The following is a 12,292-nucleotide window of genomic DNA, read 5'->3' as shown; positions in this document are numbered from 1 at the left end:
CGGCTGCACCGCTCCAATTGCATGCGGCAGGCCCGTCGGGTAGGTTCGCGATTAAAGAACAAGGAGCGGCTGAGAGCCGAAGCGGAATGACACTTTCCGGCAAACGCATACTTCTGATCATTTCCGGCGGCATCGCCGCATACAAGAGCCTGGATCTCATTCGTCGTCTGCGCGAGCGCGGCGCCGAGATCCGGCCGGTGATGACGGCGGCCGCGCAGGAGTTCGTGACGCCGCTGGCCGTCGGCGCCCTTTCCGCCTCCCATGTCTTCACCGACCTTTTCTCGCGCGAGGACGAGCAGGATGTCGGCCATATCCGGCTGGCGCGCGAATGCGATCTCGTCGTCGTTGCCCCGACAACCGCCGATCTGATGGCCAAACTGGCGAACGGTCACGCCAACGACCTCGCCTCCACCATCCTCCTGGCGACCGATCGGCCCATTCTGCTCGCGCCGGCGATGAATCCGAAAATGTGGGCGCATCCGGCAACGCGTCGCAATCGCAGAACCCTGGCCGGCGACGGGGTTCATTTCGTCGGCCCCGCCACGGGCGAAATGGCCGAGGGCGGTGAAGCAGGCGAAGGCCGGATGGCCGAACCGCTCGAGATCGTGGCGGCGGTCGAGCAACTGGTGAACGGTGGGGAAAAACCTTTAGCGGGGCGGAAGGCCATCGTCACCTCCGGGCCGACGCATGAGCCGATCGACCCGGTGCGTTACATCGCCAACCGCTCGTCCGGCAAGCAGGGGCATGCGATCGCCGCGGCACTCGCGAAGCTCGGAGCGGAGGTCACGCTTGTCTCCGGTCCGGTGACGATCCCCGATCCCGCAGGCATTCGCGTGGTCCATATCGAGCGCGCGGAGGAAATGCGCGATGCGGTGCTTGCCGCGCTCCCGGCCGATGTTGCCGTAATGGTCGCGGCGGTCGCGGACTGGCGCGTTGCCTCCGCCGCCGGCAACAAGATCAAGAAGAAACCGGGTGAAGCCCCTCCTCCGCTCCAGCTTGCGGAGAACCCCGATATTCTTAGAACGATCGGCCATCACCCCTCACGGCCAAAGCTGGTGATCGGCTTTGCCGCCGAAACGGAAAATGTTGCCGACAACGGCCGCGCCAAGCTGGAACGGAAAGGCGCCGATTACATTCTCGCGAACGATGTCTCGCCCGCGACCGGCATCATGGGTGGCGATCGCAACCGCGTGAAGCTGATCGGTCGCAACGGCGTCGAAGATTGGCCGGACATGGACAAGGAAGACGTGGCGGCAAAGCTTGCCGCGCGCATTGCCGACGCGCTTTCGCAATAGCCGGTCGCGAGATCAAATCGACTGCCGCGCCACAGCGCCACGTGGCACATCCGCTACCGGACATTCCCGTGCCTCGATCTCGGCAGTACCGAAAAGGCGCACGTCGACACCGTTTTCGCCGACGATGACGGCTGCGCCGTCCGGAATCTCGACCCAGGCATTGTCGTCGTCGTTGAGCGGTTCGGAGACCAGACAGTAGCCGCCGCTGGCGCCCATCGGCGCCGCGTAGAGCGTCGGTGCGTTCCAGTCGGTGGCGTAACGTACCGCGTAAAGGTTCCGTCCATCGGACAAGGCGGCCGTGAAGCGGACGAGCGGCGGGCGCCCCAGGCGGTCGGCAAGCCGTTCGACGAAGGCGAGCGCCTCGGCGATCGCACCAAGCGGGTCGCGGTCGAGACCGAACTGCAAAGCGAGAAGGAAGAGCAGTTCCGAATCCGTCGTGCCGGTGCGCGCCGCATAGAGATCATTGTCGAGCATGCTCTCCATAGGCCGGCGCAATTGCTCGAAATCGCCGATCTGGCCGTTGTGCATGAAGGACCAGCGTCCGAAGACAAAGGGATGGCAATTGTCGCGGCGCGTGCCGCCACCGGTCGCCGCACGGACGTGGGCGAGAAATAGCGGCGAGCGGATCTGCCGGGCGATGCTCCTCAGATTGCAGTCCGACCAGGCCGGAAGGACGTCACGATAGCGGCCGGGTTCCGGACGATCGCCGTACCAGGCAATGCCGAAACCGTCGCCGTTGGTCGCCGTCTTTGCGCGCGTGGCACAATGAGACTGTTCGATGAGCGAGTGCGCAGGAGAGGTTACGAGTTCCTCGAGATAGAGCGGCTCTCCGCGATAGGCTGCCCAACGGCACATGCTTCCGTCACTCCGGTTCGGCTCTTTCGAAGCGATTCGTTAACCATCGGCGATGTTCCAATGGAACATGGTAAAAATGCGTTAACAAATTCACCCCTGTGCCCGTTGTTCGTAGCCGATTCGCCGGTCCGATTCCGTCACTCGCGGCACATCATCGGGCCGGACTCGCTTTCGAACAAATATTCCATATTGACAACATTCGCACATTTCATTTCATTTCCACCGAACGCAATGGGCTTTTTGCCCGGGAGGAATGGCATGGGCGGCAAACGCAAACTGGGCGTAGGCCTGATCGGCACGGGTTTCATGGGAAAGGCCCACGCCCTTGGCTTCACAATTGCAGCGCGGGTTTTCGATCTTCCCTTCGAACTGGATCTGGTTTCTGTCGCGGACGTGACGCAGGATAGCGCCGAGGCGGCGCGCGGGCGCCTCGGTTTCCGCAAGGCAACGGCGGACTGGCGAAACCTGTTGACCGATCCGGACATCGACATCATCGACATCACCACGCCGAACCTTCTCCACAAGGAGATGGCCGTTGCCGCCATCGCCCACGGTAAACATGTCTATTGCGAAAAGCCTCTGGCGCCGACAGTCACCGACTGCGCGGAAATGGTGGCAGCGGCAGAGAAGGCCGGCATCGTCACTCAGGTCGGCTTCAACTACCTCAAGAACCCGCTGATCTTTCTAGCCAAGGACATCATCGAAAGTGGAGAGATCGGCGAAATCCGCTCAATGCGCGGCATTCATGCCGAAGATTTCATGGCGGATGCGAATGTTCCGTGGGGCTGGCGGCTCGACCCACGGAGCGGCGGCGGCGCGCTTGCCGATATCGGCAGCCACATCATCGCCTCCATGCGCCATCTTGTCGGGCCGATCAGGTCGGTTCTCGCCGAAACTGTCATCCAAATCCCTGAGCGCCCGGTCTCGCTGGGCGCTGCCGAAACGCGTGCCGTCGAAGTGGACGATATCACCCGCGCCTTCGTGCGATTCGAGAGCGGCGCGACCGGCAGTTTCGAGGCAAGCTGGATCGCCACCGGCCGCAAGATGCAGCATGACTTCGAAATCTACGGATCGAAGGGCAGCATTGTCTTCACCCAGGAGCGGCTGAACGAGATCAAGGTCTACTATGCGGGCGACGACATCCGTAGTCGTGGCTTCCGCACGATCTGGGCCGGACCGGAGCACCCGCCCTACGGCGCCTTCTGCGTGGCGCCGGGCCACCAGATCGGCTTCAACGATCTGAAGGCGATCGAAGTGCACGAGTTTCTCGACGCGATCGCCAAAGGCGGCAAGCCTTCGACCGATTTCCGCGAAGGTTATGAGGTGCAGAAGGTGCTGTCGGCGACCTACCAATCGGCCCGGACCAACGAATGGGTCGAAATCGGCTGAGGGTGTCGAGACCTGGGGAACGCTCAGGAATATGCCCCTCACCCTGCCCTCTCCCTGCAAGCGGGGAGAGGGACTTTGCGCCGGCGCTTGCCGCGGTTCTCCTTCGCCCCGCTTGCGGGGAGAAGGTGACCGGCAGGTCAGATGAGGGGCCGAAAACCGCCCAAAGCAAAGAACGGAAAAATGGAACATCCATTCTACCGCGACCGCAATCAATCGAATAGAATGAGGCAACGAAACAGACGAGTCTGGAGATTCCGAACGATGCCAACGCCGGAGACGACCATGGACGTCCCTCAGGATTTCGAGGCGCTGAAGGCCGTCATTCTCGAACGCAAGGCGCAACTGCCGAAGCGGCTGAAGCAGGTCGCCGCCTATTCGCTCGACAATCCGGACGAGATCGCCTTCGGCACGGCGGCAAGCATCGCGACGTCCGCCGACGTCCAGCCGTCGACGCTCGTGCGCTTTGCGCAGCATTTCGGTTTCGAGGGGTTTTCGAGCCTGCAGCAGATTTTTCGGGCGAGGCTACGGGAACGCACGCCCGGCTACGAAGAGCGGTTGAAAGCGCTGAGCCAGAACGAACACAGCAAGCTCGAAAGCGGCTCGATCTTCAACGGCTTCGTCGCCGCCGCCCATCGATCGCTGGACAATGTCGCCACGTCCGTCGACCCGGAGGCCTTCGAGCGCGCGGTCGATATCCTCGCCAAGGCCGATACGATCTATCTCATCGCCAAACGCCGCTCCTATCCGATTTCCAGCTACATGGCCTACGCCTTCGGCAAGCTGAAGGTGAAATACCAGCATGTCGGAACGGCGGCCGGCATCGACGACGACATGCTGGCGATGGCGAACAGGCAGGACGCGGCCTTCGCGGTCAGCTTTTCGCCCTACGCCTCGGAAAGCGCGAGCCAGGCGCGTTTCCTCGCCAGCCGCAAGGTGCCGGTCATATCGCTTACCGACTCGGCTTTCTCGCCGCTCGCGGAATCGTCGAAGGTCTGGTTCGAGCTGGTCGAAGCCGATCACGCCGGCTTCCGTTCACTTTCCGCAAGCATGGCCTTCGCAATGGCGCTGACGGTGGCGATCGCCGAGAAGCGGCAGCGCCTGACGGACGGCGGCAACAGTCAATAGAATGAAAATTCCATATTGACGAAATGACGGAATTTATGTTTCATAACCTCATCGCCCATGACATAATCATAATTGTCGGCGCCGGCGCGGCGTCCGCGGGGAGGAAGCAGTGAGCCAGAGTCCATCGGCCCAAAGCCCGTCGGCAAAGGGAGCCAAGCCCCTCGACCTCATCACGATCGGCCGGGCCTCGGTCGATCTATACGGCCAGCAGATCGGCACGCGGCTGGAGGACGTGGCAAGCTTTGCCAAATCGGTCGGCGGCTGCCCCTGCAACATCTCGGTCGGAACCGCGCGTCTCGGGCTGAAATCGGCACTGCTGACGCGTGTCGGCGACGAGCAGATGGGCCGCTTCATCCGCGAGCAACTGGCGCGCGAGGGTGTCGAGACCCGCGGCATCGTGACGGATCCCGAGCGTTTGACGGCGCTCGCGATCCTTGCCGTCGAAAACGAAAAGTCCTTCCCGCTGCTTTTCTATCGCGACAACTGCGCAGACAACGCGCTCTGCGAGGACGATGTGGCGGAAGACTTCATCCGTTCCGCGGGCGCGGTCCTCGTTTCGGGGACGCATTTCTCCAAACCGAATACCGATGCCGCCCAGCGCAAGGCGATACGCATTGCCAAGGAGAGCGGCGCGAAGGTCGTCTTCGACATCGACTATCGCCCCAATCTCTGGGGACTTGCGGGCCACGACGCCGGCGAAAGCCGCTATATCGCCTCCGACCGCGTCTCCGCCCACCTGAAGACTGTTCTCGCCGACTGCGACCTCATCGTCGGCACGGAGGAAGAGGTCCTGATCGCCTCCGGCGAAAGCGATCTGCTCAAGGCTCTCAAGACTATCCGCTCGCTGTCTGAAGCAACGATCGTTCTGAAGCGCGGCCCGATGGGCTGCATCGTCTATGACGGACCGATCTCGGACAATCTCGAAGATGGCATCGTCGGCAAGGGCTTTCCGATAGAGGTTTACAACGTGCTGGGCGCGGGTGATGCCTTCATGTCCGGCTTCCTGCGCGGCTGGCTGACCGGCGAACCGCATGCGACGTCTGCCACCTGGGCCAACGCCTGCGGCGCGTTCGCGGTGTCGCGCCTGCTCTGCGCGCCGGAAATCCCGACCTGGACCGAACTCACATTCTTCCTCGAAAAAGGCAGCAAGGAAAAAGCGCTCCGCAAGGACGAGGCGATCAACCACGTCCATTGGGCGACGACCCGCCGCCGCGATATCCCGCTCCTGATGGCGCTCGCCATCGATCACCGCAGCCAGTTGGAAGACATCGCGGAAGGCAAGCCGGAATTGCTGGCGCGCATCCCCGCCTTCAAGGTGCTTGCGGTCAAGGCTGCGGCCCAGGTCGCCGCCGGACGCCCCGGCTTCGGCATGCTGATCGACGACAAATACGGCCGCGATGCACTCTATGCGGCCGGCGCCTACCGCGATTTCTGGATCGCCAAGCCGATCGAGCTTCCCGGCTCGCGTCCGCTGCAGTTCGAATTCAGCCAGGACCTCGGCAGTCGCCTCATCGACTGGCCTGTCGATCATTGCATCAAGGTGCTCTCGTTCTTCCACCCCGATGATCCGATTGAGCTCAAGGCCGCGCAGATCGCCAAGCTTCGCTCCGCCTTCGAGGCGGCGCGCAAGGTCGGGCGCGAGATATTGATCGAAATCATTGCCGGCAAGCACGGCAAGCTTGACGATCTGACTATTCCGCGGGCGCTCGGCGAACTTTACGATGCCGGCCTGAAACCTGATTGGTGGAAACTGGAACCGCAGGCAAGTCGCGGCGCCTGGGCCGCCATCGACGCCGTGATCGAAACGCGCGACCCGCTCTGCCGCGGCGTCGTCCTGCTTGGCCTCGAGGCGCCCTACGAGGTGCTGAAGGATGGCTTTGCCGCCGCCCGGACGTCGAAGACGGTCAAGGGCTTCGCGGTCGGCCGGACGATCTTCGCCGACGCGAGCAAGGCCTGGCTCGCCGGCGCGATCACCGACGAGCAGGCGATCGCCGACATGGCGGCAAGGTTCAAGGCGCTGGTGGATCTCTGGCTGCAACTGGGTGAAACAAAGGCTGCATAGGATCGCGCGGGCGACAATGCAGCGGAAAGGGCGAAGCAAGAATTTCGCTCGCGAGGAGGAAACAGACGATGAGCCAGAAAACCGTGCGCCTCACCATGGCCCAGGCCGTGGCGCGGTTCCTGACCAAACAGATGACGATCATCGATGGGGAGCGCGTGCCGATCTTCGGCGGCGTCTTTGCCATTTTCGGCCACGGCAACGTCGCCGGCGTCGGCGAGGCGCTTTACTCCATCAGGGAAACGTTGCCGACCTACCGCGCTCAGAACGAGCAGGGCATGGCGAATGCGGCGATCGGGTTTGCCAAGGCGAACTTCCGCCGCCGCTTCATGGCCTGCACGACCTCGATCGGGCCGGGCGCGCTCAACATGGTGACGTCGGCGGCGCTCGCCCATGTCAACCGGCTGCCGGTTCTTCTTCTGCCCGGCGATGTCTTCGCCAACCGCCGGCCCGACCCGGTGCTGCAGCAGGTGGAAAGTTTCGGAGACGGCACGATCTCGGCAAACGACTGCTTCCGCCCGGTCTCGCGCTATTTCGACCGCATCACCCGGCCCGAACAGATCATATCGGCGCTCCGCCGCGCCATGCAGGTTTTGACCGACCCGGCCGATTGCGGTCCGGTCACGCTCTCGCTCTGCCAGGACGTCCAGGCGGAAGCCTATGACTATCCGGAATCCTTCTTCGACGAGAAGGTATGGGTACCCCGGCGGATCGAGCCCGATCTCGACGAACTGGCCACGGCGATCGCTACCCTCAAGGCCGCGAAGAAGCCGATCATCGTCGCCGGCGGCGGCGTGCTTTATTCGGAAGCGAGCGCGGAATTGGCGAACTTCGCCGAAAAGCACGGTATTCCCGTGGTCGAAACCCAGGCCGGCAAGTCCTCGCTGCCGCACATGCACCCGCTCAACATGGGATCGGTCGGCGTCACGGGCACCTCCGCCTCCAACGCGCTCGCCGAGGAGGCCGATGTTGTGCTCGCCGTCGGCTCGCGGCTCCAGGATTTCACCACCGGCTCCTGGGCTCTCTTCAAGAACCATGGGCTGAAGATCATCGGCCTCAACGTCCAGCCTTTTGACGCCGGCAAGCACAACGGCCTGCCGCTAATCGCCGATGCGCGGGCCGGCCTCAACCGGATCTCCGGTGGCCTCGGCGGGTACAAGGCCGACAGCGCCTGGACCGAGAAGGCCAAGGCCGAAAAGACCGCGTGGCTGGAGGCAGCCGACAAGGCGACGGCCACCACCAATGCGACGCTCCCCTCCGATGCCCAGGTGATCGGTGCCGTCCAGCGCGCCCGTGGCGGCAAGAAGACGACGCTCGTTTGCGCCGCCGGCGGCCTGCCGGGCGAACTGCACAAGTTATGGCAGGCGGACGCGCCAGGCAGCTATCATATGGAATACGGCTTCTCGACCATGGGCTATGAAGTGGCCGGCGGTCTCGGCGTCAAGCTCGCCAAGCCCGACAGCGACGTGATCGTCATGGTCGGCGACGGCAGCTACATGATGCTGAACTCCGAGATCGCCTCCTCGATCATGCTCGGCGCCAAGATCACGGTCGTGCTCCTCGACAATGCCGGCTATGGCTGCATCAATCGGCTGCAGATGGCAACGGGCGGCGCCAACTTCAACAATCTGTTGAAGGACACGCATCACGTGATGCTGCCGGGCATCGATTTTGCCGCTCATGCCGGGGCTATGGGCGCCGTCACCCGCAAGGTCGCCTCGATCCCGGAACTTGAAGCCGCACTCGCCGAAACGGCGCAAGAGCAGCGCACGACCGTCATCGTCATCGATACCGATCCGCTGATCACCACGGAAGCCGGCGGCCATTGGTGGGATGTCGCCGTTCCCGAAGTGTCGGAGCGCGGCCAGGTAAACGCCGCCCGTGAAGGCTACGAAAAGGCGCTCCAATCGCAGCGCTTCGGCTGATCGCCACAAATGGCGCTCGCGTTTTTTTTGCGCGGACGCTTTTTGTGCCTAGGCCACACGGCGAAAGAAGTTTAGCGGCCCCTTACCCTAGCCCTCTCCCCGCAAGCGGGGAGAGGGGACAAAGTCGGCGCCGCGAGTCCCTTCTCCCTCCTCTCGGGGAGAAGGTGGCGGCAGCCGGATGAGGGGCCTTGCGTGCCAAACGATAACGAGGCATCGGCTTCAAGCAGACGACGAATAGGAAGTGAAAAAACATGATCCGCTACGGAACCAACCCGATTGCCTGGAGCAATGACGACGATCATTCGATCGGCGCGCATTTGACGCTCGAGGATTGCCTTTCCGATTGCCAGAAGATCGGCTTCGACGGCATCGAGAAGGGCCACAAGATGCCGTCCGATCCGGAAGCCCTGAAGCAGAAGCTCGCCTCCTACGATCTCGTCTTCGTTTCCGGCTGGCACTCCACCAATCTTCTGACGCACGATGTCGAAGCCGAGAAGAAGGCGATCCAGCCGCATCTCGATCTCCTGAAGCACAACGGCTGCAAGGTGGCGATCGTCTGCGAAACCTCCAACGCCATTCACGGTGACGATTCGAAGTCCGTCGCCAACGACAAGCCGGTTCTGCCGGCGGACCAGTGGAAGAAGTTCGGCACCGATCTCGAAGCGATCGCTCAGTATTGCGCCGACCAGGGCATTGATCTCGTCTATCACCATCACATGGGCACGATCGTCCAGACCGGCGAGGAGATCGATCTGCTGATGCAGCATACCGGCCCGGCGACGAAGCTGCTGCTCGACACCGGCCACGCCTGGTTCGGCGGCTCCGATCCGGCGGAAGTCGCGCGGAAATACATGCACCGTGTTCGCCATATCCATTGCAAGAATGTCCGTCCGGCGATCCGCGAGGAAGTGGAAAGCCAGGGCCTCTCCTTCCTCGAGGGCGTGCGTCGTGGCGTCTTCACGGTGCCGGGCGACTCCGAAGGCGGCGTCGACTTCCTCCCGGTGCTGAAAATCGCAGCCGAACACGGCTATAATGGTTGGTTGGTGATCGAGGCGGAGCAGGATTCGGCCGTGCGCAATCCGTTCGAATATCAGTCGCTTGGGCTGAAATCGCTGAAGGCGTTTGCGAAAGAAGCAGGGCTGGATAAGTAAGCCTCCTTCATCCGGCTTGACAGGTAACACCCCGCATCTGCCTGCCGGCACCTTCTCCCCGCAGGCGGGGAGAAGGGATATGCCGCGCCCCCTTAAGTCCCCTCTCCCCGCCTGCGGGGAGAGGGCTATGGTGAGGGACTTAAGCGCCGAGCCGCCCCGATCGAACAACAGGAGACCGTCACATGTCCAAACTGCTTGTCAAACCGAAGGCACAATCCGGGCTGATGCAGGAGATCACGCCCGAGAGCGCCGGCTGGACCTATGTCGGTTTCGCCCTCAACCGCTTGAAGCCTGGTGAAACGACGGCGGGCGAAGCCGGCGAGAAGGAACTCTGCCTCGTCCTCGTCGCCGGCAAGGCGAAGGTTTCCGTCGACGGCGAAGACTTCGGTGAACTCGGCGAGCGCATGACGCCCTTCGAAGGGCAGCCTTATGCCGTCTATGTGCCGAAAGGCAGCAAGTGGCAGGCTGAGGCGACCACCGATCTCGACCTTGCCATCTGCTCCGCACCCGGTGGCGAGGGTTTCAAGGCCAAGGTCATCCGTCCCGGCACGCACCCGCAGATGACGCGCGGCAAGGGCACCAACACGCGTTATGTCACCAACATCATGCCGGAGGACGACGGGTCGGCGCAGTCGCTGCTCGTCGTCGAGGTGATCACGCCCGGCGGGCACACCTCGTCCTACCCGCCGCACAAGCACGATCAGGATAACCTGCCGGCCGAAAGCTATCTCGAGGAAACCTATTACCATCGCCTCAACCCGCCGCAGGGCTTTGCGATGCAGCGCGTCTACACCGACGATCGCTCCCTCGACGAAACCATGGCAGTGGAAGACGGCGACGTGACACTCGTTCCGAAGGGCTATCACCCGGTCGCCGCCGTCCACGGTTACGACGTCTATTATTTGAACGTCATGGCGGGCCCGAAGCGGATCTGGAAGTTCCACAACGCCAAGGAACACGAGTGGCTGTTCACCGGCATCTGAGGAAACGTCTCTGGACGTTTGATGCGGCTGGTCTATCGTAAGCCTCTACAGCGCCGCGCGTCACGCGCAAAGGACGCTGTAGCACTTTGAATTACTGCATGTTTTTATCCTTAAATCGGCTACGATTTAAGGATACATGCAGTAGCGAAAATCGTGCGAGGAGCGGCCAATGCGGATCGATGGTCAATGCCATTGCGGCCATGTCACCTATGAGGCGGAGATCGACCCGGACGACGTGTCGATCTGCCATTGCACTGATTGCCAGCAACTGACAGGCTCGGCCTATCGCGTCACCGCGAGCACGCCGCGGGCGTCCTTCCGTCTGACGGGCGCCGAGCCGAAACTCTACGTCAAGATCGCCGAGAACGGGCGGAAGCGGCTGCAGTTCTTCTGTCCGCAATGCGGCTCGCCGATCTATACCACAGGGACGGATGAGGACGCCGAGGAAATCGGCATCCGTCTCGGCACGATTAACCAACGGCGCCAGCTTGCGCCGCGGTCGCAGATCTGGTGCTCGTCCGCCCTGCCCTGGATTGACGTCAGCAAGCTGCCGGGCGAGCCGCGTGACTAGAGGGATGACGAGAGGCCAATTCAAAATTCTGCGCCGCAGGATCGCCGGTGTAGATGCGGTCGAGGCGGCGACGCGCCATAGCTTTCCGCGCCATACCCATGAGCAGTTCGGCGTCGGGCTCATCCATCAAGGGGCGCAGAAGTCCCTGAGCGGACGCGGACTGGTCGAAGCCGAATGCGGCGATGTCATCACAGTCAATCCCGGCGAAGTCCATGACGGCGCACCGATCGGCGATGCCGGCCGCTCGTGGCGGATGCTCTATTTCGAGCCGGCCATCGTCGAAGCCGCCGTCAGCGATATCAGCGAAGGCAGCCGACGGTGCTGCGAGTTTGCCAACCCGGTCATCCGGAACGCGGCGCTTGCCGCTCGTTTCCGCGAAATCTTCGCGCTCGCGGCGACAGTGGAAAGCGACGATCAGATCGTTCGCTGGGACGAACTCGTCCTGACCGTCCTCGCCGAAGCGATGCACCCCGTCCCGCCGCCGGACGCTCCGGCGAGAGTGCCGGCGTCGATCGCCACGGCGCGCAGCCTGATCGATGATGACCCGCTGGCCTCCGTCACGCTCGCGGACCTGGCGCGTGCCAGCGGCCTCAGCCGGTTCCAGATTGTGCGCGGCTTTGCCCGGGCGACAGGCCTCACGCCGCACGCCTATCTGATGCAGCGACGTATCGACATCGTCCGGCGCCTGATTGCTGAAGGCACGCCGCTCGCAGAGGCGGCGATCGCCGGCGGCTTTGCCGACCAGAGTCATATGACACGCGTCTTCGTACGCGCCTACGGTGTCTCACCCGGCGCCTATGCCACAGCCTTGGGTTAGAGCGGGATGAGGAAAAGTTTGCGCGGTTTTCCGCCCGCATCCCGCTCTAACTAATTATAATCGATCACGTTCATGATTTTGGGTCGATTCGACCCAAAATCATCGTGATCTTGCGCCTGCAA

Annotated in this window: 10 protein-coding genes; 9 read left to right on the top strand and 1 reads right to left on the bottom strand. The window is 62.8% G+C overall.

Features of this window, described 5'->3' with window-relative positions:
* Window positions 1-86 precede the first annotated feature (86 nt).
* The gene (gene coaBC / locus QN224_RS01575) at window positions 87-1,295 is read left to right on the top strand and encodes a bifunctional phosphopantothenoylcysteine decarboxylase/phosphopantothenate--cysteine ligase CoaBC (RefSeq protein ID WP_283975291.1); all 1,209 of its coding nucleotides are present in this window, start codon (window positions 87-89) and stop codon (window positions 1,293-1,295) included.
* A 12-nt stretch (window positions 1,296-1,307) separates the two neighbouring features.
* On the opposite strand, the gene QN224_RS01570 is transcribed toward coaBC, so the two are convergent.
* On the bottom strand, window positions 1,308-2,150 hold the full coding sequence (locus QN224_RS01570; RefSeq protein WP_283975290.1) for a class II glutamine amidotransferase: 843 nt from the start codon (window positions 2,148-2,150) through the stop codon (window positions 1,308-1,310).
* Window positions 2,151-2,408: 258 nt separating this feature from the next.
* Here QN224_RS01570 and QN224_RS01565 point away from each other — a divergent pair, with 258 nt between their 5' ends.
* From QN224_RS01565 to QN224_RS01530, 8 genes are all read left to right on the top strand, one after another.
* Complete coding sequence (locus QN224_RS01565) at window positions 2,409-3,539, top strand: Gfo/Idh/MocA family oxidoreductase (RefSeq protein ID WP_283975289.1); 1,131 nt, start codon at window positions 2,409-2,411, stop codon at window positions 3,537-3,539.
* Between the two features lie 261 nt (window positions 3,540-3,800).
* Window positions 3,801-4,664 carry a MurR/RpiR family transcriptional regulator gene (locus QN224_RS01560; protein WP_283975288.1) on the top strand — a complete coding sequence of 288 codons (864 nt, stop codon included), beginning with the start codon at window positions 3,801-3,803 and terminating at the stop codon, window positions 4,662-4,664.
* A gap of 109 nt (window positions 4,665-4,773) precedes the next feature.
* On the top strand, window positions 4,774-6,726 hold the full coding sequence (gene iolC / locus QN224_RS01555; protein ID WP_283975287.1) for a 5-dehydro-2-deoxygluconokinase: 1,953 nt from the start codon (window positions 4,774-4,776) through the stop codon (window positions 6,724-6,726).
* 68 nt (window positions 6,727-6,794) lie between these two features.
* Window positions 6,795-8,648 (top strand): 3D-(3,5/4)-trihydroxycyclohexane-1,2-dione acylhydrolase (decyclizing), encoded by a 1,854-nt coding sequence (iolD, locus tag QN224_RS01550; protein ID WP_283975286.1) that lies wholly within the window; start codon window positions 6,795-6,797, stop codon window positions 8,646-8,648.
* Window positions 8,649-8,899: 251 nt separating this feature from the next.
* Window positions 8,900-9,799, top strand: a complete 900-nt coding sequence (gene iolE / locus QN224_RS01545; protein ID WP_283975285.1) for a myo-inosose-2 dehydratase — start codon at window positions 8,900-8,902, stop codon at window positions 9,797-9,799.
* A 182-nt stretch (window positions 9,800-9,981) separates the two neighbouring features.
* Window positions 9,982-10,782: a 5-deoxy-glucuronate isomerase gene (gene iolB / locus QN224_RS01540; protein ID WP_283975284.1), complete on the top strand. Its 801-nt coding sequence runs from the start codon at window positions 9,982-9,984 to the stop codon at window positions 10,780-10,782.
* A 169-nt stretch (window positions 10,783-10,951) separates the two neighbouring features.
* Entirely contained in the window at window positions 10,952-11,353 is a 402-nt protein-coding gene (locus tag QN224_RS01535; RefSeq protein WP_173511153.1) for a GFA family protein, read from the top strand.
* 4 nt (window positions 11,354-11,357) lie between these two features.
* The gene (locus QN224_RS01530; RefSeq protein WP_283975283.1) at window positions 11,358-12,170 is read left to right on the top strand and encodes an AraC family transcriptional regulator; all 813 of its coding nucleotides are present in this window, start codon (window positions 11,358-11,360) and stop codon (window positions 12,168-12,170) included.
* The last annotated feature ends 122 nt before the right edge of the window (window positions 12,171-12,292 follow it).

It is taken from the genome of Sinorhizobium sp. 7-81 (assembly GCF_030124405.1).
GTDB classification, from domain to species: domain Bacteria; phylum Pseudomonadota; class Alphaproteobacteria; order Rhizobiales; family Rhizobiaceae; genus Sinorhizobium; species Sinorhizobium psoraleae.
The sequence above is the reverse complement of the archived record's forward strand: the minus strand, read 5'-3'. Positions and strand labels throughout refer to the sequence as shown.

Excerpts from the sequence above, each read along its gene's own strand:
- coaBC (WP_283975291.1), top strand. The coding sequence starts at position 87 with ATGACACTTTCCGGCAAACGCATACTTCTGATCATTTCCGGCGGCATC.
- QN224_RS01570 (WP_283975290.1), bottom strand. The coding sequence starts at position 2,150 with ATGTGCCGTTGGGCAGCCTATCGCGGAGAGCCGCTCTATCTCGAGGAA.
- QN224_RS01565 (WP_283975289.1), top strand. The coding sequence starts at position 2,409 with ATGGGCGGCAAACGCAAACTGGGCGTAGGCCTGATCGGCACGGGTTTC.
- QN224_RS01560 (WP_283975288.1), top strand. The coding sequence starts at position 3,801 with ATGCCAACGCCGGAGACGACCATGGACGTCCCTCAGGATTTCGAGGCG.
- iolD (WP_283975286.1), top strand. The coding sequence starts at position 6,795 with ATGAGCCAGAAAACCGTGCGCCTCACCATGGCCCAGGCCGTGGCGCGG.
- iolE (WP_283975285.1), top strand. The coding sequence starts at position 8,900 with ATGATCCGCTACGGAACCAACCCGATTGCCTGGAGCAATGACGACGAT.
- iolB (WP_283975284.1), top strand. The coding sequence starts at position 9,982 with ATGTCCAAACTGCTTGTCAAACCGAAGGCACAATCCGGGCTGATGCAG.
- QN224_RS01535 (WP_173511153.1), top strand. The coding sequence starts at position 10,952 with ATGCGGATCGATGGTCAATGCCATTGCGGCCATGTCACCTATGAGGCG.
- QN224_RS01530 (WP_283975283.1), top strand. The coding sequence starts at position 11,358 with ATGACGAGAGGCCAATTCAAAATTCTGCGCCGCAGGATCGCCGGTGTA.